This is a genomic window from Deferribacter thermophilus (assembly GCF_049472675.1).
Lineage (GTDB): Bacteria > Chrysiogenota > Deferribacteres > Deferribacterales > Deferribacteraceae > Deferribacter > Deferribacter thermophilus.
Genome location: NZ_JAPNXM010000001.1, coordinates 26,423 through 49,648 on the forward strand (window position 1 = coordinate 26,423; position 23,226 = coordinate 49,648).

At 33.4% G+C, this 23,226-nt stretch carries 24 protein-coding genes; 13 read left to right on the forward strand and 11 right to left on the reverse strand.

Annotated elements, in window-relative coordinates; genetic code table 11:
• Positions 1–3: 3 nt before the first annotated feature.
• The 3 genes from OWM07_RS00115 to OWM07_RS00125 are packed head-to-tail and all read right to left on the reverse strand — an operon-like array spanning position 4 to position 1,351.
• Positions 4–393, reverse strand: a complete 390-nt coding sequence (locus OWM07_RS00115; protein ID WP_423301636.1) for an acyl-CoA thioesterase — start codon at positions 391–393, stop codon at positions 4–6.
• Positions 394–948, reverse strand: coding sequence for a chalcone isomerase family protein (locus OWM07_RS00120; protein ID WP_423301637.1), 555 nt, complete (start codon positions 946–948; stop codon positions 394–396).
• Entirely contained in the window at positions 935–1,351 is a 417-nt protein-coding gene (locus tag OWM07_RS00125; protein ID WP_423301638.1) for a helix-turn-helix domain-containing protein, read from the reverse strand. The genes OWM07_RS00120 and OWM07_RS00125 overlap by 14 nt, the downstream gene beginning before the upstream one ends.
• Before the next feature lie 230 nt (positions 1,352–1,581).
• Between OWM07_RS00125 and OWM07_RS00130 the strand changes: the two genes are divergently transcribed.
• The 9 genes from OWM07_RS00130 to OWM07_RS00170 all read left to right on the forward strand — a co-directional run bounded on the left by OWM07_RS00130 (position 1,582) and on the right by OWM07_RS00170 (position 10,835).
• Positions 1,582–2,757 (forward strand): thiolase family protein, encoded by a 1,176-nt coding sequence (locus OWM07_RS00130; protein WP_423301639.1) that lies wholly within the window; start codon positions 1,582–1,584, stop codon positions 2,755–2,757.
• A gap of 1 nt (position 2,758) precedes the next feature.
• A complete protein-coding gene (locus tag OWM07_RS00135) occupies positions 2,759–3,604 on the forward strand; it encodes a 3-hydroxybutyryl-CoA dehydrogenase (RefSeq protein WP_423301640.1) in 846 nt (281 codons plus the stop codon).
• A 10-nt stretch (positions 3,605–3,614) separates the two neighbouring features.
• Positions 3,615–4,400, forward strand: coding sequence for an enoyl-CoA hydratase-related protein (locus OWM07_RS00140; RefSeq protein ID WP_423301641.1), 786 nt, complete (start codon positions 3,615–3,617; stop codon positions 4,398–4,400).
• Between the two features lie 15 nt (positions 4,401–4,415).
• Positions 4,416–5,555, forward strand: a complete 1,140-nt coding sequence (locus OWM07_RS00145) for an acyl-CoA dehydrogenase (RefSeq protein ID WP_423301642.1) — start codon at positions 4,416–4,418, stop codon at positions 5,553–5,555.
• A gap of 10 nt (positions 5,556–5,565) precedes the next feature.
• Positions 5,566–7,554, forward strand: coding sequence for a heterodisulfide reductase-related iron-sulfur binding cluster (locus OWM07_RS00150; protein ID WP_423301643.1), 1,989 nt, complete (start codon positions 5,566–5,568; stop codon positions 7,552–7,554).
• Positions 7,555–7,791: 237 nt separating this feature from the next.
• Positions 7,792–8,562 (forward strand): electron transfer flavoprotein subunit beta/FixA family protein, encoded by a 771-nt coding sequence (locus OWM07_RS00155; RefSeq protein ID WP_423301644.1) that lies wholly within the window; start codon positions 7,792–7,794, stop codon positions 8,560–8,562.
• A 12-nt stretch (positions 8,563–8,574) separates the two neighbouring features.
• On the forward strand, positions 8,575–9,495 hold the full coding sequence (locus OWM07_RS00160; RefSeq protein WP_423301645.1) for an electron transfer flavoprotein subunit alpha/FixB family protein: 921 nt from the start codon (positions 8,575–8,577) through the stop codon (positions 9,493–9,495).
• A gap of 59 nt (positions 9,496–9,554) precedes the next feature.
• The gene (locus OWM07_RS00165) at positions 9,555–9,854 is read left to right on the forward strand and encodes a hypothetical protein (protein ID WP_423301646.1); all 300 of its coding nucleotides are present in this window, start codon (positions 9,555–9,557) and stop codon (positions 9,852–9,854) included.
• A gap of 9 nt (positions 9,855–9,863) precedes the next feature.
• Positions 9,864–10,835, forward strand: coding sequence for an NAD(P)H-dependent flavin oxidoreductase (locus OWM07_RS00170; RefSeq protein WP_423301647.1), 972 nt, complete (start codon positions 9,864–9,866; stop codon positions 10,833–10,835).
• Between the two features lie 25 nt (positions 10,836–10,860).
• On the opposite strand, the gene OWM07_RS00175 is transcribed toward OWM07_RS00170, so the two are convergent.
• Complete coding sequence (locus OWM07_RS00175) at positions 10,861–11,370, reverse strand: hypothetical protein (protein ID WP_423301648.1); 510 nt, start codon at positions 11,368–11,370, stop codon at positions 10,861–10,863.
• 157 nt (positions 11,371–11,527) lie between these two features.
• Between OWM07_RS00175 and OWM07_RS00180 the strand changes: the two genes are divergently transcribed.
• Genes OWM07_RS00180 through OWM07_RS00190 form a run of 3 tightly spaced genes read left to right on the forward strand, consistent with a single transcriptional unit; the run spans position 11,528 to position 14,483 of the window.
• A complete protein-coding gene (locus OWM07_RS00180; protein WP_423301986.1) occupies positions 11,528–13,951 on the forward strand; it encodes a heavy metal translocating P-type ATPase in 2,424 nt (807 codons plus the stop codon).
• A gap of 10 nt (positions 13,952–13,961) precedes the next feature.
• Positions 13,962–14,168, forward strand: a complete 207-nt coding sequence (locus OWM07_RS00185) for a heavy-metal-associated domain-containing protein (RefSeq protein ID WP_423301649.1) — start codon at positions 13,962–13,964, stop codon at positions 14,166–14,168.
• Between the two features lie 42 nt (positions 14,169–14,210).
• Positions 14,211–14,483: a metal-sensing transcriptional repressor gene (locus tag OWM07_RS00190; protein WP_423301650.1), complete on the forward strand. Its 273-nt coding sequence runs from the start codon at positions 14,211–14,213 to the stop codon at positions 14,481–14,483.
• Between the two features lie 10 nt (positions 14,484–14,493).
• Here the strand turns inward: OWM07_RS00190 and OWM07_RS00195 are convergent, their stop codons facing one another.
• From OWM07_RS00195 to OWM07_RS00225, 7 genes are all read right to left on the reverse strand, one after another.
• Complete coding sequence (locus OWM07_RS00195; protein ID WP_423301651.1) at positions 14,494–15,912, reverse strand: ATP-binding protein; 1,419 nt, start codon at positions 15,910–15,912, stop codon at positions 14,494–14,496.
• Between the two features lie 98 nt (positions 15,913–16,010).
• Positions 16,011–16,712, reverse strand: a complete 702-nt coding sequence (locus OWM07_RS00200) for a response regulator transcription factor (protein WP_423301652.1) — start codon at positions 16,710–16,712, stop codon at positions 16,011–16,013.
• 38 nt (positions 16,713–16,750) lie between these two features.
• Positions 16,751–17,560: a 4Fe-4S binding protein gene (locus OWM07_RS00205; protein ID WP_423301653.1), complete on the reverse strand. Its 810-nt coding sequence runs from the start codon at positions 17,558–17,560 to the stop codon at positions 16,751–16,753.
• The gene (locus OWM07_RS00210; protein ID WP_423301654.1) at positions 17,557–18,318 is read right to left on the reverse strand and encodes a 4Fe-4S dicluster domain-containing protein; all 762 of its coding nucleotides are present in this window, start codon (positions 18,316–18,318) and stop codon (positions 17,557–17,559) included. The genes OWM07_RS00205 and OWM07_RS00210 overlap by 4 nt, the downstream gene beginning before the upstream one ends.
• Complete coding sequence (locus tag OWM07_RS00215; RefSeq protein WP_423301655.1) at positions 18,311–18,628, reverse strand: chaperone NapD; 318 nt, start codon at positions 18,626–18,628, stop codon at positions 18,311–18,313. The genes OWM07_RS00210 and OWM07_RS00215 overlap by 8 nt, the downstream gene beginning before the upstream one ends.
• A 46-nt stretch (positions 18,629–18,674) precedes the next feature.
• Positions 18,675–21,062 carry a molybdopterin oxidoreductase family protein gene (locus OWM07_RS00220; RefSeq protein ID WP_423301656.1) on the reverse strand — a complete coding sequence of 796 codons (2,388 nt, stop codon included), beginning with the start codon at positions 21,060–21,062 and terminating at the stop codon, positions 18,675–18,677.
• A gap of 9 nt (positions 21,063–21,071) precedes the next feature.
• Entirely contained in the window at positions 21,072–21,422 is a 351-nt protein-coding gene (locus OWM07_RS00225) for a cytochrome c3 family protein (protein ID WP_423301657.1), read from the reverse strand.
• A 186-nt stretch (positions 21,423–21,608) separates the two neighbouring features.
• Between OWM07_RS00225 and OWM07_RS00230 the strand changes: the two genes are divergently transcribed.
• The gene (locus OWM07_RS00230; protein ID WP_423301658.1) at positions 21,609–23,204 is read left to right on the forward strand and encodes a multiheme c-type cytochrome; all 1,596 of its coding nucleotides are present in this window, start codon (positions 21,609–21,611) and stop codon (positions 23,202–23,204) included.
• Positions 23,205–23,226: the final 22 nt, after the last annotated feature.

The following is a 23,226-nucleotide window of genomic DNA, read 5'->3' on the forward strand; positions in this document are numbered from 1 at the left end:
CTCTTAACCTTTTAACAATTTTAAAAATTTATCAGGTATTTTTACAGGCTTATTAATTTTGTTATCGAATGTTACCATCACTGTTTTGCCTGTTGCATATATAGTGTCATTGTTATCATCATGAATTTTATAGGCAATTGTAAAGCTTGTATTACCTATATCAACTACTTCCATTGTTACAAAAACTTTATCTACAAGTTGGATTGGTCTTTTATATTCGCACTCAGCTTTTACAACTAATATGTAAATACCTTCATTTAAAAGTTCTAAGAAATCTTTTCTAAAAGCTTTTGTTCTGGCAGTTTCAAAGTATCTAAAAAAAACTACATTGTTTACATGACCGTATGTGTCAAGGTCACCATATCTAACTTCTACATCAACCGTAACTTTCATCTATTCTTTCCCCAATAACCCTTCTTTCAATCCACTGTCAGCAGGTTCTTCTCCAACATAAATTTTAATCAAAGCATCAGCTAAAGCTTGTGATTTAAAATCACCAATTTTATTACCATTTTTTAAAACTGTCACCATATCCTTATCAATTATCAAATCCACCTCATCCCCTTTTACAACATCAAAGCTAACAGAATTTAAAAATTCTTGTACAGCGCTTTCTTTTAATAAGTTTTCATTAATTTTTTCAAACCCTTCTTTGAAAGTATCTTTCATTTGTGATGATTTTACTTTTTTGTATAAAAAGTGCATTTTTACTACTTTTGTTGGAGCAGAAATAACAATTTTCTCATCATTAGTCTTTTGTTCTAAGTAAAGAGCACCTATATAAACCTTTATGAAGAATTTTTTTCTAAAACCTGTACCGTTTAATACTAAGTTTTTTCCAAAATATTGATAATTGCCTGGGATATTTACCCCTTTTATAACTTTGGAATAACCGGTTGGAATTATTAGCACTAACAATAGAGCTAAAATAAGACTAATCTTTTTCATCTTGTCCCCCTTCTTTATTTTTCATGGCTTCTAATACCTTCTGTTTATAATCTACAATATCTTTTCTTAAAGAAGCCAATTTTGCAATTTTATCGTCAATTTTTGCAATATGTGAGTCCAAAATCTCAATTAATCTTGGCATAATTTTATCTGGCGTTTGATGGACTCTATATATGCTAGCCAATTCTTGCATCTCTTTAAGTGTGATACCTAATTCTTTTAATTTAAGAATAAATTTTAGTTTTATTATATCATCTTTTGTGTAAATTCTTATTCCACCGTCCAATCGTATTGGTGGAGTGAGTAAACCTATTTCTTCATAATATCTAATTGTTCTGGTTGTTGTGCCAAGCATTTCAGCAACTTCACCTATTTGATAATGAGTTTCACCATTTATTTTCATTTTACTTCACCTTTACGTTAATATGTTACTATTCAATAATACTAAAACAGTTTTTTGTCAAGCGTGTTAATTTTTGTATATTGAAAAATTTGCTAACTACTTAAGTGTAAAGGGTTCCTTTTGGCCTATGTGAATTTTAGTTCAAGCTATTTAATATAATGTTATACATCGCTTGACATTTACGTAAAATACATTTATAAGTTAATAAAATATCCTTAAAGGGGTGTCTTATGAAAGATGTATATGTGATTGAAGGGCTTAGAACACCTTTTGGCTCTTTTGGAGGGAGTTTGTCAGATGTTCATCCTGCAGTTTTGGCTGCTGAGGTTATTAAAAAGATAATTGAGAAAACAGGTATTGAGCCTGATGTTGTAAATGAAGTTATTTTAGGACAGGTATTAACAGGAGGTTTTGGGCAAGCTCCTGCTAGGCAGGCTATGAGATATGCTGGTTTACCAGATAGTGTTCATGCAATGACTATAAATAAAGTTTGCGGTAGCGGTTTAAAATCTTTGATGCTTGGGGCTCAATCAATAATGCTTGGTGATTCAGATTTAGCTATTGTTGGTGGCATGGAAAATATGTCTATGGCTCCTTACGCTTTGTTACAAGCAAGATATGGGTATAGGATGGGAAATAATGAAGTTGTAGATTTGATGATTTATGATGCTTTGCTTGATCCTTACTCTAAAAGACATATGGGGGAGCTTACTGAAGAAACGATTAAAAAGTTTGGATTAACAAGGGAAGAGCAGGATGATTATGCAGAAAGGTCATATAGACTATCTCAAAAAGCTGTTGAATCTGGTATCTTTGATGAAGAGGTTGTCCCTGTAGTTAAAAAAACTAAAAAAGGGGACATCGTTGTAGATAAGGATGAAGAACCTTTTAGAGTAAATTTTGAGAAGCTTAGACAGTTAAGGCCTGTTTTTGTTAAAGATGGTACAATAACTGCAGGCAATGCTTCTACAATAAATGATGGTGCAGCGTGTCTGCTCCTTGCTAGTGAAGATGCTGTAAAAAAATACAATTTAAAGCCAATCGGAAGACTTGTTGCTTATGCTACAAACAGTATTTTACCAGATGATTTTTCATTAGCTCCAATAGGTGCTATCGAAAAGGTATGTGAAAAAGCTGGATTAAAATTGGATGATATCGACCTGTTTGAGATCAATGAAGCTTTTGCAGCTGTGGTACTGTTTGCAGTTAAAAAATTAAATTTACCACTTGATAAAGTGAATGTAAATGGTGGCGCTGTTTCTATTGGTCATCCAGTTGGCGCAAGTGGTGGAAGATTGGCTGTAACCCTTTTAAAGGAGATGCAGAGAAGAAAAGCTAAATATGGCCTTGCTACACTGTGTATAGGTGGTGGTGAGGCAGTAAGCGCAATTTTTGAGAGGGTGTAAGATGAAAGTAGGGGTTATTGGTGCAGGACAGATGGGCTCAGGTATTGCCCATGTATTATCTCAGCATGGTAATGAAGTTTATCTTTACGATGTGAACAGTGAACAGTTGAAAAAGGCTCTTGTAAATATTGAAAAAAATATGATGAGGCAGGTAAAGAAAGGTGTTTTTGAAGAGAGTAGAATTGCTGAATTTTTATCAAATATAAAAACAATTGAATCACTTGAAGATATTAAAGAAGCCGAATTTGTAATAGAAGCAGCAACTGAAAATGAAGAGATAAAGCTTGATTTATTTAGAAAGCTTGATGAAATTACAGACCAAGATACTATTTTGGCTACTAATACATCATCGATTTCAATAACTAAAATTGCAGCGGTTACTAAAAGACCTGAAAAGGTTATCGGTATGCACTTCATGAACCCTGTTCCTGTTATGAAATTGGTTGAAATAATAAGAGGGCTTACAACAGATGATGATACTTTTAATAAAACTGTAGAGTTGGCAAAATCGCTTGGGAAGGAGGTTGCTGTAGCATCAGATTATGCTGGGTTTATAGTGAATCGAATTTTAATCCCTATGATAAACGAAGCTATTTTTGCTCATTTTGAGGGTGTTGCATCCATTGAGGATATAGACAAGGCTATGAAGCTTGGTACAAATCAGCCAATGGGGCCATTTGAGCTGGCAGACTTTATAGGGCTTGATACTGTTTTGGCAATCATGGAAGTTTTATACAATGAGTTTAAGTATGACAAATACAGACCATGCCCATTTCTTGTAAATATGGTTAGATCAGGTAGGCTTGGGAGGAAAACTGGTAGAGGATTTTACGATTATACAAAGTAGGGAGGATGTTATGGAATATAAAAATTTAAAAGTAGAAATAAAAGATAGTGTGGTACTTTTGACAGTTAGTAGGCCAAAAGTTTTAAACGCTTTAAACAGCGAGGTTTTAAAAGAGTTAGAATGTGCTTTTTATGAATTAGAAAATAACAGTGCTGTAAAGGTGGTTGTTGTTACCGGTGATGGTGAAAAGGCATTTGTTGCTGGTGCTGATATCAAAGAGATGGCAAATATGAATGCTATCGAAGCTGAATCTTTTGCTAAAAAAGGGCATGCTTTAATAAGATTTGTAAGAAATATGTCAAAACCTGTTATTGCTGCAGTTAACGGTTATGCATTAGGCGGTGGTTTTGAGTTAGCTTTGGCGTGTGATATCATATATGCATCAAAAAATGCAAAATTTGGATTCCCAGAGGTTACTTTAGGGATTATGCCTGGCTTTGGTGGCACTCAGAACTTGGTTAGAATTTGTGGGGAGAAGATTGCAAATGAGCTTATTTTTACGGGGAAAATGATTGATGCACAAAAAGCTAAAGAGATTGGTGCTGTTGTGGAACTGTTTGAAGATAAAGAGATGTTGATAAATAGTGCTATGGAAACTGCTAATAAAATCGCTTCAAATGGCCCAATAGGTGTTGCATATGCAAAAAAAGCTATTTTGACAGGAGTTAATTTACCACTTTCAGAAGCGTTAGATTTGGAAGCTTCCTTGTTTGGTATTCTTTTTAGTACCGAAGACCAAAAAGAAGGGATGAAGGCTTTTGTTGAGAAAAGAAAAGCAGAGTTTAAAGGAAAATAAATTGGGAGGAATATTATGGATTTTGAATTAACACAAGACCACAAAGTATTGCAGGACACATTAAGAGATTTTGTAAAAAATGAAATAGCTCCAATTGCTGCTGACATTGATAAAAATCATGAAATACCAGAAGATTTAGTGAAAAAAATAGCTGATATGGGATTTTTAGGGACATATATTCCAGAGGAGTACGGTGGAGCTGGATTAGATTATTTTTCTTATATAATGACTGTAGAAGAGGTTTCAAAAGCTTGTGCATCTACAGGTGTAATGATTTCAGCACATACATCACTTGCTGCTGATCCTATTTTACAGTTTGGTAATGAAGAACAGAAGAAAAAATATTTACCAACTTTGGCAACTGGAGAAAGGATCGGTTGTATTATGCTAACAGAGCCAGAAGCAGGTAGTGATGTAGCAAATATTTCTACCACATACAGAGATGAAGGTGACCATTATGTAGTTAATGGTAGTAAAATTTTTATAACAAATGGTGCTTATAGAGGTATTAGTGTTCTTTTTGCTACAAAAGATAAGAATCTAAAACATAAAGGGTTGTCTGCATTTATTTTAGATTTGGAAAGTGATGGTGTCGAGATTCTTAAAAATGAGGATAAGTTAGGAATTAGAGGTAGTTATACTACAGCATTTGCACTTGATAATGTGAAAATACCAAAAGAGAATCTTTTAGGGAATGAAGGTGATGGATTTAAGATTGCCATGGAAACATTAAACGGTGGTAGAATAGGTATTGCTGCTCAGGCTTTAGGTATAGCTGAGGGAGCATTTGAAAAATGTTTGAGCTATGTTCAGGAGAGAAAACAGTTTGGAAAGCCTTTAGCTGCTTTTCAGGCTATTCAATTTAAGCTTGCAGATATGGCGACAAGAATTGAGGCAAGCAAACTGATCACTTATAAAGCAGCATGGCTGAAAGATATGAAGAAAACTAATGCGATAGAGTCTGCAATGGCAAAAATGTATGCATCTGAAACAGCTACTTATGTGACTAAAGAAGCAGTTCAAATACATGGTGGCTATGGTTATATCTGCGAATACGAAGTGGAAAGAATGTTTAGAGATGCAAAAATTACTGAGATTTATGAAGGGACAAATGAGGTTCAAAGAATTGTTATCTCTAAAATGCTTTTGAAATAAGGGGTGAAAAATGGTTGAAGCAACAAGAGAAATTTATTGGAATGTTGGGCATGGTGTTTTAATCCCTATGTACTTGTTTGCTATTATTGCAATAGCTTTACTTGTTTACGGTTTTAAGAAAAGATTAGAATTATACAAAATTGGGAGACCATTAAACAGATTTGATAATAAAGCTGAAAGGTTCCAATACATGCTAAAAAATGTATTGGGTCAAATTAAAGTTTTAAGAGTTCCTGGTCCTGGAATAGCTCATGCTCTATTTTTCTGGGGATTTGTACTTCTTACCATTGGTACAACATTGGTATTTTTACAAGCAGATATTTTGCATCCACTTTTTGGCGTTAAATTTTTAAAGGGTGCTTTTTATAAGCTATTTTCAATTACTTTAGATATTGCAGGGTTTATAGCTATTTTAATGATGATAGGGCTTTTTGTTAGGAGATTTTTTGTAAAACCAGAAGGTTTGGAAACTTCAAAAGATGATTATATTATGCATGGATTACTTTTTGCCATTCTAATTACAGGTTTTCTGATAGAAGGGGTTAGAATGGCTGCTACAGAATTGAAAGTAAATCCATCATTAGCTGTATGGTCTCCAGTTGGATTGATAGTTGCTAAAATGTTTAGCTGGATGAATGAATCCTCACTCCTTTCCTTACATAAAGGGCTTTGGTGGATTCATATGTTTTTAGCTTTCGGTTTTATAGCATCTATCCCATATATAAAATTTAGACATATATTTACTACGAGTGCTAACTACTTTTTTAATGATTTTAGACAAAAAGGGAGCATTGATACTATCGATTTAGAAAATGAAGAGGCAGAAAGTTTTGGTGTTTCAAAGGTAAATGAGTTTACATGGAAGGATATATTTGATTCTGATGCCTGTACTAAATGTAAAAGATGCCAGGATAGATGTCCAGCATATAACACTGGTAAACCTTTAAGCCCTATGAAGTTAATTTTGGATATTGGTGAAGCTGCTGCTAATGGTGCTGAAACAAATGTAATCGAAAAGGTTTCAAAAGATGTTATCTGGTCATGTACTACTTGTCGTGCTTGCCAGGAGATTTGTCCAGCAAATAATGAGCATGTCAATAAGATTATTGAGATGAGAAGAAATCTTGTTTTGATGGAAGGTGAATTCCCAGGCGAGGAAGTATTGATGGCTATGAACAATGTGGAAGTAAATGGTAACCCAATGGGTCTTGGTTTTGCTTCTAGAGGGGATTGGGCTGAAGGTTTAGATGTTAAAGTTATGAGCGAAGATTCTGATGTAGATATCTTATATTTTGTAGGTTGTTATGCGTCATTTGATAAAAGGAATCAGCAGGTTGCAAAAAGTTTTATAAAGCTTTGTAATGCTGCTGGTATAAAAGTTGGTATTTTAGGTAAAGAAGAGAAATGTTGTGGCGAACCTGTAAGAAAGATGGGTAATGAGTATCTCTACCAAATGGTTGCCATGGAAAATATTGAGACTATTAAAAGTTATGGCGTAAAAAAAGTAGTTACAACATGTCCTCACTGTTTCAATACTTTGGGTAGAGATTACAAAGACTTAGGCTTTGATATTGAAGTTGAGCATTACACTACATTTTTAAGGAAATTAATTAACGATGGTAAACTTAAAATTAAACCAGTTTCATTCGAATGCACATACCACGATTCTTGCTATATTGGAAGATACATGGATATCTATGAAGAGCCAAGAGAGGTTTTAAAAGTAGCTGGTGGAAATATAAAAGAGATGAGTAAAAACAGGCTTGAAAGTTTCTGTTGTGGTGCTGGTGGTGGTAGAATAATCGCTGAAGAGAGCATAGGTGAGAAGATTAGTGTAAAAAGGGTTAAAATGGCGGAAGAAACTGGTGCAAATATGCTGGTTTCAAACTGTCCATTCTGTCTTACTATGTTTGAAGATGGCGTTAAAATGGCTGAACTTGATGAAAAACTTAAACCAAGGGATTTGGCAGAATTATTAGTAGAAAGATTAGAAAATTAATAATAATTAAAAGTTAGTGTTGTTTAAATGTATATTATTAAGGAAATAAATAAAAAGCAGAATAAAAACATTTTTCTAATTCTCGTGGCACATCCAGTGTCACTGCGAGGCAGGTTTTTCAAAAATCGCCGTCCTTGGCGATTTTTTGGAAACCTGAACCCGAAAAATGTTTTTATTCTGTAATTATGAAAGGTAGTTATTATTGGAAATAATGCTATTAAATAGAAGGAGGTAAGGATGAAAATTCTTGTTTGTATTAAGCAGGTTCCTGATATGGAATCAAAGTTTAAAGTTGATAGTGAAGGTAAATGGTATGATCAGACAGATTTGGCATATCGTATGAATGAATATGATGAATATGCTGTTGAGCAGGCAGTAAGACTTAAAGAGCAGGTAAATGATGCTGATATAACGGTGTTGTCTATTGGCCCAGAAAGGGTAAAAGAGGCAATCAAAAAAGCATTAGCAATGGGTTGTGATAGAGGTGTTCATATAAAAGATGATGAAGATTATAAAAAAGACCCATATCAAAAAGCAAATATAGTATATGAATTTGCTAAAGATAAAGGTTTTGATGTTATTTTTACTGGGATGCAATCACAAGATAGAGGTAGTGGACAGTTTGGAGTAATTTTGGCTGAATTATTAGGTATTCCTGCTGTTACAACTATTGTTGGTTTTGAGTATGCAGATGGTTTAGTAACAGCTAAAAGGGAACTTGAAGGTGGTAAGAAAGCTATTGTAAAAGTAAAACTCCCAGCACTCTTTACATGTCAATTAGGGTTAAATGAACCAAGATACCCAACTTTACCAAATATTATGAAAGCTAAGAAGAAAGAGCTCCTTACACATGATGTAAGTGAATTTTTGAAAGATGAGGCATTGGTGGAAACTGTAAAAGTGGATTATCCTGAGAAGAAGGGCGGAGCACTTATTTTAGAAGGGGATATTGCAGACTTAGTTGAAAAAACTGTTCAGATTTTAAAAGAGAAAACTTCAGTTTTATAAAGGAGGGCTGAGATGAAAGTATTACTTGTTGCTGAATATAGAGAAAAAGAACTTTTAGAGTCAACTTATGAGTTGGCTACTTTTGCAGATAAACTTGGCGCAGAAAAGGTGTGGTTTGCAGTAGGTTATGGTGATAACTTACCTAAAGTGGGTGGTAAACTGTATTTGGCTGATGCGAATAAGTATGGGGAATACAATCCAGATGTTCACAAAAAATTGATATTGCAAGTTGTTGAAAAAGAAAATCCTGATTATGTTGTTTTTGTTCATTCATCATATGGTTGGGATTTAGCTCCAAGGGTTGCTGCTAGTTTAAAAGTTGGTCAGGTATCTGAAATAGTAGATGTTGTTGATGGAACTTTTGTAGTGCCAGCTTGTAATGCTAAGTTGAGAAGATTTGTAAAGCCAGCAACTGGAAAAGGTGTTTTAACTATACAGGCTGGTGCTTTTCCACCTGCTGAGCCAAATGGGGAACCAGAGGTTGAAGAGTTAACATTAGATGCTTCTGATTCAGCATTAGAATTTGTTGGATATGAAGAAGCTGAAGCTAAAAGTGTAGATTTAACAAAGGCTGAGATTATTGTAAGTGCAGGTAGAGGTGTAGGAAAACCTGATAATATCCCTGTAATTGAAGAGCTTGCTAAAGCTCTTGGTGGGGAGCTTGGTGCAAGCCGTCCAGTAGTAGATGCTGGTTGGGTAGATCACTCTAGACAGGTTGGTACCACTGGTCAGACAGTAGCTCCTAAGCTTTATGTGGCTTGCGGTATTTCTGGTGCTATCCAGCATTTGGCAGGTATGAAAAAATCTGAGTTTGTATTAGCAATTAATACTGATAAAGATGCTCCAATCGGTGAAGTAGCTGATGTATTGGTTGTAGCTGATGTTATGCAATTTGTTCCAGCTTTAACAGAAAAAATAAGATCTTTAAAATAAAAAATATTTAGGGGCTATTAGCCCCTTTTATAAAAAATTCAAAAAGGGGGAGTTATTTGATGGAAAATATACTCAATGAGGCAATCCAAAACTATAAAGGTATGAGTGAAAAGACTACAATATACTTTATTATTGATGAATCCATAAAAAAAACAGTAGTTGCTGATTTAGATAAGCTTGAAGTGTATGATGGAAAAACAGTTGATAATGCTGATTGTGTCTGCAAAATAAGCTCAAACCTTTTTAAAAAAATCTGGTATGAAAATTATAAGCCAGGGATGAAAGAGATTTTTAGTGGTGAGCTAAAGACAAATAATCCTGAAATATTACAAAATTTTTTAAAAGCTTGTGGAAAATAAGGAGGAGATATGCTTAAAACAAAAGTTACTGAAAAATTAGGTATTGAATATCCAATTATTCAAGGCGGTATGATGTGGATTTCTACTGCAGAGCTTGCAAGTGCAGTATCAAATGCAGGTGGACTTGGTATAATTACTGCTTTATCATTTGATACACCAGAAAAGTTAGCTGCTGAAATTGATAAAGCAAAAAGCTTAACAGATAAACCTTTTGGTGTAAATTTAACATTTTTGCCAACTTTAAGACCTGTAAATTATGATGCTTATATTGATGTCATTATAGATAAAGGGATTAAAATTATTGAAACAGCAGGGAGGAATCCCGAAGCTTATATGGATAAGCTTAAAAGTAATGGTATAACTGTTATTCATAAATGCACCTCAGTAAGACATGCTTTAAAAGCTCAGAAAATAGGTTGTGATTTTGTGAGTATTGATGGGTTTGAATGTGCAGGGCACCCTGGAGAAGATGATGTAACAAGTTTAATTTTGATTCCAAGAGCAGTAGATGAGCTTGATATACCTGTGATTGCATCTGGTGGTTTCGGTGATGGACGTGGACTTGTTGCGGCGCTTGCTCTTGGAGCTGAAGGTGTAAATATGGGGACTCGTTTTGTTGCAACAAAAGAAGCACCTGTTCATGAAAATATCAAGAAGAGATTAATTGAAGCAAAGGAAACTGATACAATGCTTGTTGAGCGTAGCTTAAAAAATACAGTTAGAGTGTTAAGGAATAAGCATGCTGAAAAAGTTTTAGAGATGGAAAATAATGGAGCTACATTACAAGAACTTGCGCCATTATTGAGTGGATTAAGAGGGTTAGAAGCTATTAAGACTGGGGATTGTGAAAGTGCTCTTTTTGCATGTGGACAGATTGTTGGTCTGATAAATGATATCCCTACTGTTAAAGAATTGATTGATAATATAGTTAAAGAAGCTGAAGAGATAATTAATCAAAGATTGAAAAATATTTTTTCTTAAATAAAGGGGGAATCCCCCTTTTTTATCATCTTAATCTTATACTTTTTTGTATTTCGTCGAAGATATTCTTAAAGTTTTTACTATCTTGTTGGTCTGATAAGAAGTAAAATTTTAGAGCGTTCCCTCTTGTAAAAACAATTATAACTTTAGCTTTTAATTTTACACCATTATCATCAACGGAATATTTTATCTCTTTTGCATAAATATTGTCTATTATTACATTTTTCTCCCCTTCTTTTACGAAGCTTGGATATTTGTTTTTTATATTTTTTAATGCCTTGAACAGATAATGCTCAATATTTGTGTTGTTCCCCACATATTCCTTTTCTATATAAACTGTTTCTCTAAAAGGATCACCACTTTTTTCAGGAGCAACAGCATAAGTTATTTTACCATTATCCTGTTCAAAAATAAGCCAGCTTATTGGAAAAGTAATGGAGTAAGATTTATCATCAGGTGAATATGTAAGGGTGCCAGCAAATACATTCATAGCTAATAATAATGTAAATAAGATTGATGTTAGTTTAATCTTCATAGTTTACCCCCTGATATAATAATTAATTATAGCATATTTTCATTAAGATTTCATAAAATACTTGAAAATGATTTTTGTTTTTATATATTAGGGCTACCCCTGAGGGTGGGGGTATTGGAGGTTAGAGGTGTTAGAAAAAGTTTACAATGTAAAAGGGATGACATGCGCTGCTTGTGCAAACAGGATAGAGAAGAAAGTGTCAAAATTAGAAGGGGTAGAAGATGTCAGTGTAAATCTTGCCTCTGAAAAAATGTATATAAAATTTGATCCTAAAAAAGTTAATGATGAGATTTTAAAAGAAACTGTAAAAAATGCAGGGTATGAGTTAGAATTACCAACAAGTGAAAAGATAGTAACCATCCCAATTGAAGGGATGACCTGCGCAGCATGTTCAAATATTATATCAAAAAAATTGAATAAACTTGATGGTGTTATTTCTGCAAATGTTAACTTAGCATCAGAAAAAGCTACGATCAAATTTGATCCAACAAAGGTTAAATTATTAGATATTAAAAAAGTGATAGTAGATGCTGGTTATAAACCACTTGAAGTAGTAGAGGATGAAAAAATTGATGAAGATAAGAATAGAAAAGAAAAAGAAATAAAAATAATGAAAACAAAATTGATTGCATCTGCAATCTTTTCTTTACCACTTTTAATTATTTCCATGGGGCATATGGTTGGACTTCCTCTTCCAGAAATTATAAATCCTGATACAAACCCTCGTTATTTTGCTCTATTACAACTTATTCTTGTTTTACCTGTGTTAGTTGTAGGTTATAAATTTTATACAATCGGTTTTAAAAATCTTTTCAAGCTAAATCCAAATATGGATTCCTTGATTGCTATCGGTACATCGTCTGCTTTTATTTACAGCTTTTATGGATTAATTCAAATTTATAAGGGAAATATAATTTACGCAAAAAACTTATATTTTGAAACAGCAGCTGTGATTATAACTCTTATACTTTTTGGGAAATATCTTGAGACCCTCGCAAAAGGTAAGACTTCTGATGCGATTAAAAAACTGATGAATTTAAAACCAAAGACTGCATTAATTATAAAGGATGGTGAAGAGATAGAGATATCTGTGGAAGAGGTAGAGGTTGGAGATATAATTATTGTGAAACCAGGTGGGAGAATACCAGTTGATGGGGTAGTTATTGAAGGTTTTACATCAGTTGACGAGTCTATGTTGACAGGTGAAAGTATCCCTGTTGAAAAGAAGCCTGGTGATAAGGTTATAGGTGGATCAATTAATAAAAATGGAACTATAAAATTTAAAGCAGAAAAGGTAGGAAAAGATACTATTCTATCTCAGATTATTAAATTGGTTGAGGATGCACAAGGTTCTAAGGCTCCCATTGCAAGATTGGCCGATATTGTGGCTAGTTATTTTGTTCCAGCTGTTATTTTAATAGCTATTTTTTCTTCTTTTGGATGGTATTTAGCTGGAGCAGGCTATGTTTTTGCTCTCAAAATATTTATTTCAGTTTTGGTTATAGCTTGCCCTTGTGCCTTGGGTCTTGCTACCCCTACAGCAATAATGGTTGGCACAGGCAAAGGCGCAGAACTTGGGATATTGATAAAAAGTGGTGAGGCACTTGAAATAGCTCATAAGGTAAATGTGGTGATTTTTGATAAAACGGGGACAATTACTGAAGGTAAGCCAGATGTAACTGATGTTATTTCGATAGATGGGTTTACAGAAGATGAGATACTGAGTTTTACAGCTTCTGCTGAAAAGGGCTCAGAACACCCTCTTGGTGAAGCGATAGTAAAATATGCTGAACAAAAAGGGGTTGAACTAAAGGTTATCCAAAAGTTTATGTCTATTCCTGGACAGGGGGTTGAAGCAATAATTGATGATAAAAAGATTTTAATAGGTAATCGTAAATTAATGGAAAATAAAAATATCGAAATAGATATAAAAGATGAAATTATGAAGCTTTCAAAAGAAGGTAAAACACTTATTTTTATAGCAATTAATGATAAATTAGCTGGTATAATTGGTATTGCAGATAAGGTAAAATCTACAAGTAAAGCAGCCATTGAGAAACTTCATGATATGGGTATAAAGGTTGCTATGCTAACTGGTGATAATAAAAGGACTGCAGAGGCTATTGCAAAAGAGGTGGGTATTGATATCGTCTTGGCAGAAGTTTTACCTGAGGATAAAGCAAATGAAGTGAAAAAGCTACAAGAAGAAGGCAAGATTGTCGCTATGGTTGGTGATGGTGTAAATGATGCTCCTGCGCTTGCTCAGGCTGATGTGGGGATAGCCATAGGTTCAGGCACAGATGTAGCAATGGAATCAGCGGATATCGTTTTGATGAAAAACGATTTAATGGATGTGGTTACAGCAATTCAGCTTAGTAAGGCAACTATAAAAAATATAAAACAAAATCTGTTTTGGGCTTTTGCATATAATACTTTAGGGATACCTATTGCAGCTGGAGTTTTACATATTTTTGGAGGACCGCTGTTAAGCCCAATTATTGCAGCTGCAGCTATGGCGTTTAGCTCTGTTTCAGTTGTCAGTAATGCACTGAGATTAAAAAGATTTAAACTAAATAAATGAGGAGGTACTTATGAAAAAAGAGATAATTATCGAAGGTATGTCATGTCATCACTGTGTAATGCATGTAAAAAAGGAGCTTGAATCAGTAAATGGTATTACTGTGGAAAATGTTGAGATTGGGAAAGCGGTAGTGAGTGGTGAAAATATTAATAATGAGGATTTGGTTAATGCAATTGACGAAGCTGGATATGAAGTAAAAGAGATTAAAGATTTATAATTTAAGCGGAGAGTTTTCTCCGCTTATTAGAAAGGGTGTATTATGAAAAGAGAAGAGGCTCTACAATATTTGAAAACAGCAAAAGGGCAGGTAGAAGCAGTTATAAAAATGGTAGAGGATGGAAAATACTGCATAGATATTTCAAAACAGATTCTTGCTTCAATTTCGCTATTAAAAAAGGCAAATGTAAAAATGTTAAATGCTCATCTTGGAAGCTGTGTTAAAAATGCAATAGATTCTAAAAACAGAGAAGATGTTGATACTAAAATAAAAGAACTTGGTGAAATTATTGAGTATTTAAGTAAGGTTATTTAATTCAAAATATTTATTTTTTTTTCGGAAGGTATATAATAAATTCTGTATATTTATTTTTTTCTGATAGAATCTCAATTCTACCATTTAGATTATCCAATATCCTTTTTACGAGACTTAGACCAAGCCCAGTACCAGAGTAAAGTTTTTTGACACTACTTGATCTATAAAATCTTTTGAATATCTCCTTTTTTTCGTTTTCATCAATACCTATACCAGTATCTTTTACCTTGATTATATAATTTTTGTCATCTGAATAGATATCAATAAATATCTCTCCATTTTCTACATTATATTTTACAGCGTTTGAAATTAGGTTGGAAATTAATATTTCGATAAGTGTTGGGTCACAAATAATTTTTTTCTCTTTGATATTATAGTTAATGTTAATATTTTTTGTTTCAATTTCCAGCATAAATTTTGATAAAATATATTTTATTAGACTCTCCATGTCTATTTCAGAAAAATTAAATTCGTATTTGGAGTATTCTAATTTGTTTAAAAGCAAAATCTTATCAAATAACTCTTTTAGTATCAGAGAATTTCTGCTCAAAATTTCAATACACTTATTTTGTTTAATGGAATTATCTGATTGCAGTATTTCTATACAGGATACAATTTTGGTAAGAGGTGTTCTTATTTCATGAGCCAAAGAATCGATAATATCTGATTTGAAATTTGCCAATTTCTTTAAGTTTTCATTGGTTTCCTTTAATTGCTCAACTGTTATTGTGTATTGTCCTACTGCTTGTTTTATTTTTGTTTTTAAATCTTTTTCATGTTCTGAAATCTTTTCAATCATTATGTTGAATGCTTTTGCTAACTGAGAAAATTCATCATTAGTATTTATTATTATTTTATGTGAAAAGTCTTTGTTTTCTATAGCCTTAGTTCCTGTTTCTAATATTTTAATAGGTTTTAACACAGTTTTTCTAAGTAAAATTATTAAAACGAAATTTAATAAAAAGTATGCAGTTATCACCAGAAAGATAGTAGTTTTTTGGTTTTGTCTAAGTGTATTAATCATATTATCGATTGGGACATAAACAGAGATGCCACCTCTCAAGTCACCAACTTTATACCCCTGATATTGATGGCAATTTAAACAGGATTTATTTATGTAAAGAGGTGCCATATATCTGTAAACTAATTGGTTTTCTGAAGTTATTTCAATACGGTAAACCTCTTTCACCCCTTTTTTAAACTCTTTTAAAGCATATTTTTCAAAAGTATCAGGTTTGTTTTCTGGATTTACTAAATTATCACTTGTTATATGAAATCTAAAATCAGCAAATTTATTTGCATATTTTGAGAGTTGCTTTGTAGCAACAGCAGGTACAGGTTTTATTTCATCCCTATTTTCAGCGACCCACTGTCTTGTAATAACAATCATATCAAATAATGTTTTAGCTTGAATATGGGCTTGTCTCATTATCAAGATTTTTTGATTGTGCCAAAGTATCATGAAAAAAGGGATTAATATAATCAGCGTGGTTATGTTTAGTATTATTATAATTTTAGGTGTGAGCTTCATTGTGAAGAGTTTATATCAAATTTATAACCGATGCCTGGGATAGTTTTAATAAATTTTGGTTTTTTAGGATTTTGCTCAATCTTTTGTCTGATATGCTGAATATGAACATCGAGAGCTCTTGACCATTCATAGAGTGAATCGTCACCCCACACGTGTTTAATAATCTGATCCCGTTTTAAATTTTTCCCTGCATTTTTAACCAAATATGATAATATTTCCAACTCTTTGGTAGTTAAATCTATTTTCTCACCATCTTTTTTACAGTAGCCTTCTTCAAGGTTTAATTCGAAGGGTGGAGTTATAATTATATTATCATCATTTGAAGATTTTACTTTATTACTTCGTCTTAATACAGCTTTTATTCTTGCTAATAGTTCCATCTTTTCAAACGGTTTAATAATGTAATCATCGCATCCATACTCAAAGCACAATACTTTATTTGAGACAGATTCTTTAGCTGTTAATATGATAATGGGAACATCGCTAAATTCTCTTATCTTTTTACATATATGCTCCCCATCTATATCAGAAAGCCCCAAATCCAGTAGGATTAAGTCATATTGATTATTTTTTATTAAATTGAGAGCATTTAACCCGCTTTGAGTTGTTACCACATCAAAGTTTTCCATTTCTAAAAAAAGTTTTAGTATTTCTAAAATCTCGTAATCATCATCTACAATCAAAACTTTATACTGCATAATTTAATTTTATAAGATTAACATATCTAAATCAATATTTATTTAAAGGTAAATTTCAATGTATCTTCGGTTTTATTATCAGGGCAAACTGAAATACAGTCCCCACAGTTGTGACAAAGATAGTTATCACCATCTGTCATAGGGTTTATCCCCATTGTGCAATTTTTAATACAACTTAAACAATTTGAGCAATTCTCCCTTATTTTTTCAACTTTTAACCCTTTTTTGGTTCTAAAAATTGACAAAAATGTTCCAGTTGGACAGAAATATCGACACCACAAAAAGTTTCCTAAAATAAACTCAAAAATTAAAAGTGCTATTATGAAGAAGATTTCAAATGTAAAGTAATGAAATTTGATTAAAACTAATGTTTGAGAAGAGATAATTCCTGGTGCTGAAATAAGATTTAATAATGGAATACCAGCAATTCCTGTCAAAAAAATCCCAATAATAAGAAATCCAAATCTAAAAAGATTTACTTTTGATATTTTTTTATACCTAATTTTCCATTTACTATTTTTGAAGAAAACTTTTCGAAAGTTATTTATTAGTTCAGTTAAAAAGTGATATGGGCACATCCAGCTACACCATATTCTACCAAGAATTAAGACTAACATTATTGGGATTATCACAGAGATAACCATTGAAAGAACAAACTTCTTTGATACAAAAAACGCTTGAAAAATAGCTATTGGATCTGCAACAGCAATATCACCAACATCGAGAGAGTAAAATGTGCCTTTAATAAAATTTATACCATAAATATTTAGCAAAGGGATAATAAACATTATTAAAAATGTTAAAATTTGGGAAAGTTTACGATATAAGCGTAATTTTGATTTTTTCATTGTTCTTCCCATTCGTCTATGGTATCCATCGGCTCAAAGTTATTTTTAAATTCAGGTTTTACTCCAAAAGATGAGATGTTCTCCTTTTTCTTAACTTCTGACTCAGTTTTGTTTTCATATTCCTCTTTGATTTTTGATGATTTTTTTTGAGCATTTATCCTTAATTTTCGATAATAAAAACCAGCTAATTCTTTTTGTTCCATCCCTTTTGGGATTATATTTACAGACTTGGGTGTAGTAGGGCATTTTTCAGTGCAAACACCGCAACCAACACATTCATCAGTGATAACAGGCAAGATAAAATGTTCCATAACAATAGCTTTATCTCTCAAAGGGCAAACATCATAACAAAAGCTGCACAAAAGCCCTTCTTCGGTAATACCAGCTTTTTCATCCAGATAATATTTAAAATTTAAGCAAGTTTCTTGATTTATTACTGCTATACCCATTTCCACCTTTTCAGGCTCTTTAAGATTGTTATCAAGTGCTCCTGTGGGACACACTGATGGGCACTTCATACAGAGATAACACCCTTTTTCTTCTGCAAAAATATATGGTGTACCAATTTGCAGTCTTTCAAAAATATCAGCTCTTTTTATGGAATCATAAGGGCATACTTCTATACACCTTGCACATCTTATGCATAATTCCATAAATTTTGATTCTTCAACAGCACCAGGCGGTCTAAGCCTGTTTTTCTTAAAAAACCCTTTAAATGGATTTGTATTAAAAAATTTTTGTAGCTTTTTTTTATCCATTAGTTATTTTTCTTCTCTCACTCTTTGAAAAACCAGTTAAGTCAGGCTTTTCTCCTGTTTTTATCAATCTTTCTACTTCTTCTTCAAAGTGTAAATAGTGTGGGGAAATATCTATAATATATTCATTTTGTTTGAGTTCGTTTATTATCTTTTCAATTTCTTTATCTGATTCTGCTTCAATTGTTGCAACAATCATTTTATTATCATCACTTTTTGTAAAAAGTGATATCTCTTTATATTTATATATTTCCTCTTTTACGGCTTCAAAGTTTCCATCCTTAATAAAAATTATGCAGCCACAGTATAACATAAAACCTCCTTTTAGAAAAAAAAAGGGCTCTTACAGAGCCCTGTTATTAATAATAGTTTGAATTTATATCAGAAATGATTACTTTTTCAGTGAGTTTTGTAGCACCAGTATGTTTTCTTATTTTTACAGCTGCAATTTTGAATTCAGGTTCTTTAGAGCCTGGATCCACTGCGTCATTGCAAACAAAGTTTATCATTCTACTGATTTCTTGGTCAAACCATGGTACGAATAGGATCCCAGGGAGGGAATTTTTAGTAATTCTTGCAGGTAATATTGCTTTACCTCTTCTACTAACGATTTCAACCAAATCCCCTTCAAAAATATTATATTTTTTAGCATCATCTGGGTGTATTTCCACAAATGCATAAGGATAACTTCTTGCTATTTCAGGTATTCTCATTGTCATGGTGCCTGTATGCCAGTGAGCGATTACTCTACCAGTGGTTAGATAAAATGGATATTCTGCATCAGGTACTTCTGCAGGCCCTTTATAAGGTCTAAGCCAGATGTTTGCTTTCCCTTCCCCTTTTTTATCCATGTAGAAATAGATTTTTGCATCTTTTGGTATCTTTTTCCCAAAGAATTTTTTAAATTCTTCATGCTCAAACATTGGATCCATACCACGAACATAACGTTTGTATGTCCCAGGATGTCCTGGATATGGGCAAGGCCACTGGATACCAGCTTTATCCTTTTTCAATCTATCGTATGTTGCACCCCATAGACTGTGGTCTGTATCTTTAGTAACGGTGATGTAATCAGTCCAAGCCATTTCATTGGCTTTCATAGAATCATCCATATTCCATGGTATTAGCTTTTCAAACCCCATTCTTTTAGCGATTTGAGCTGCAATCCAGATGTCAGGTTTTGCTTCTCCTGGTGGGTTAACTGCTTTTTCGGTGAGCTGACTTCTTCTTTCACTACATCCATAAACCCCACCTTTTTCATAAAGAAATGCTGCTGGTAAAACAACATCAGCAAGTTGAGTTGTTTTAGTGGGGAAAATATCGATTACCACAAGAAAGGCATCTTTCATCCCTTTTATATACTTGTTTAAATTTGGGAGTGATTGAGCAGGATTGGTTGTGGAGGTGAGCATTGCTTTTATAGGTTTAGTAGAATCGTTCTCACCACCTAAAGAATCGAACATTTTTATTGTGTGAAAACCAGGTTTTGGATCAATTGTTCCTGGTTTAAGTCCCCATACCTTTTCTACATGAGCACGCCATTTATTATCACTTACAGGCTTAGTGCCTGGTAATAAGTGGCAGAGTGAACCAGTTTCTCTAACACCACCACAGGCATTTGGTTGCCCAGTAAGGGAGAATGAATCAGCTCCAGGCTTACAGATATTTCCAGTAATAAGGTGTAAGTTGTGAATCAGGTTATTTGCCCATACACCTCTTGTCCTTTGATTTAATCCCATGGTCCAAAGTGTCATGGTTGCACCACTAGTGGCAAACCATTTTGCAGCTTTTTTGATACTTTCTGCGGGGCATCTTGAAAGCTTTTCAACAGTTTCTGGTGTAAATTGTTCTAAAAATTCTACATATTTGTCAAAAGTATAAACGTTTTTGCCATCAGTGATTCTTGTATGTTCATCAATAAATTTCTTATCATGCCAGTTGTTTTTAATAATCTCTCTTGCCATTGAGTGGAATACAGCAAGGTCAGTACCTGGGTCAACTGGTAGCCATAAATCTGCTATTTTTGCAGTATTTGTTTTTCTTGGCTCACATACGATAACTTTGACTTCTGGGTTATTCATTTTGTGTCTCATTATACGTCTAAAAATAATAGGGTGGCATTCACTGGTGTTAGAACCAACTAAAAATATGCATTTAGCACTTTCTATGTCAGCATAGCTACCAACCGGTTCATCTGAGCCGAAAGTAGTAATATAACCACCTACTGCACTAGCCATACACAGTCTTGGGTTACCTTCTACCATATTGCTTCTAAAACCACCCTTCCACAATTTGTTAAATGTGTAACTTTCCTCAGTTGTACATTGTCCTGAACCGTAATATGCTACAGCGTCTTTACCATATTTTTTATGGTAATATTTGAACTTATTAACTACATAATCTAAAGCCTCATCCCATGATACCTTTTTAAATTTTCCATCTTTTTGCCTAATCATTGGATGTTTTAATCTATCTGGATGATACATACATTTGTATGCAAGAAAACCTTTTATACATAGGAAACCAAAGTTAGTTTTTGCATCAGGATTTCCTTTGATAGCAACTACTTTCCCATCTTTTACACCAACATAAACTCCACATCCAGTTCCACAGAATCTACAAACACCTTTTACCCATTTATCTACTAATTCTTTTGATTCTGCTTGTTTTGGTAAAGATAAGCCTATTGATGCAGCAGTTGCTGATGCTATGGAAAGTTTAATAAAATCTCTTCTACTTAGTGACATAATGCCCTCCTACTTATATTGATGAACTTTATGAATAGTAAAGTTATGTGCTATATGACAGCTTGAACATTCCCTATCTTTAGCCATGTTATTTTCAACCTGAGTTGAGTGGCAGCCTAAACAGGTTTCATCAGTGGGTTTAGCATTGAAATTATTTGAATCACCATGGCAAACACCACATTCAACATCGATTAAACCGTGTGCGCTTTCTTGCCATTGTTTTACAACATCTGGAGTAACATCTTTGTGGCAGCTAATACAAGTAGAGTTACCCTTATTAACAGGGTGTTGGTCAGCTAGGACATTTACTACTAAGAAAGATAGTAAAAAAAACATTAAAATAAAAATCTTTGTTTTCATGACCACCTCCATAAATTTCTTAATTAATTTTGTCATGAATAAAGTAAAAAGTTTTTAATAATCGTTAAGTCGATGTAAAATTTGTAAAGAAGATTATTTACAAAATTTACACAAAACTAAAATCTTTTACTGTATGTTTAAAATAGATATTGTATCCTTCAATTAACGAATTTGTAGGAGGTGTGTATGCGTTATTTATTAATTGTTTTATCGGTGTTTTTACTAACTTCATCTGTTTTTGCACTCGAAATCAAAGGGGTTCAAGTTGATGCCGACAGTGCAAAATGTATTTCTTGTCACCAGGATATGAAAGTAGCACCAAAAGTTCATGATCAATGGGCGGAAAGTGCGCATGCCAAAAATGGTATTGGTTGTCTTAGCTGTCATGAAGCTGAACAAAGTGATTTTGATGCAATGGAACATTACGGAAAATATGTTGCAAAGCATCCTACACCAAAAGATTGTGCTAATTGCCACCCTGACGAAGTAGAAGAAAATACTTTAAGTAAACATGCATATCCTTTCTGGCTTTATGCACCAGCTGATAGAGCTGTATTTGAACCTATCATTGGTACAAAACAGGGTTGTGAGCAGTGTCACAATATTTCTGCTTTGTGGCCTGATGGTAGTGTAGGTGAGTGTGATGTATGTCACTCCAAGCATACATTTGACTTAGCTCAGGCACATAACCCATATACCTGTGGTGAATGTCACTTAGGACCAGACCATCCTCACATTGAGATTTATTTAGAGTCAAAGCATGGTAACATATTTACTACTAAGATGGCTCAAGGTGAGTTAAACCTTGATTATAATACTAAGAAAACTGGTGATACTCCGTTAGATTTCCCTGTTTGTACAACATGTCATATGGATGCTATTAATGGTTTAAAGAGTACCCATAATGTAAGTGAAAGATTATCTTGGGAATCTCAAGCTCCATGGAGTTATAGGACAATATGGCAAGAAGAAAAGATTGGGACATGGCAAGAAAAACAAGAAAGAATGAAAACAGCATGTAAAGCTTGTCATGCGCCAAACTTTGTTGAGGACTATTTCCTTGTGTATGATTTAGTTAATCTTCAATACAATGAGCTGAGAAGACAGTTTGTTTATTGGACAAAGCTTTATGAAAAGAAAGGTCTCATAAAACCACTTAAAGCTAAAACTGTAGATGGTAAAGAGAAGAAGTTCTCTGATACTGTAATTAATGCAGGTTGGTATACTGAAGCTTCTGAGATTATGTACAATTCATGGCATCATGAAGGTAGAAGATTTAGACATGGTGCTGCAATGCAGGGCGCTGACTATGTTCAATGGCATGGTATTTGGGAATTACAACATAATTTACAGAAGATGATAGCTTGGGGTGCTGAGCACGGTGTTGAGGAAGCTAAAAAGATTTATGAAAGCGATAGCCCAACTAAATTTTTTACCTATAAATTATATGATATACCAGGTGGATTATATGGTATCTTCACCGAAGAACAGGATTCTGTTCCTGCACTCTATAAAATCATTCCAAATTACTGGGAAGTTGTTAAAGCTAATGTAGAACAGGCTTATAAGAAAGGGTTTATAACAAAAGCTCAGTGGGAAAGGTGGTTAGAAAGATACAAAAATAAAGATAAATATCTTGGGAAAAAATATGGTAAGCACAAAGTTTATAAAGATTATGAAAAGTGGAAAGTAAAAGAGCTTAACTTAAAAGATGAAAACTCACCACTTTCCAAGGCAATTAATATAGGGCTACCTTCACCTAAAATAAGTGATATTAAATAATAGGTAGGGGAGCTTTGCTCCC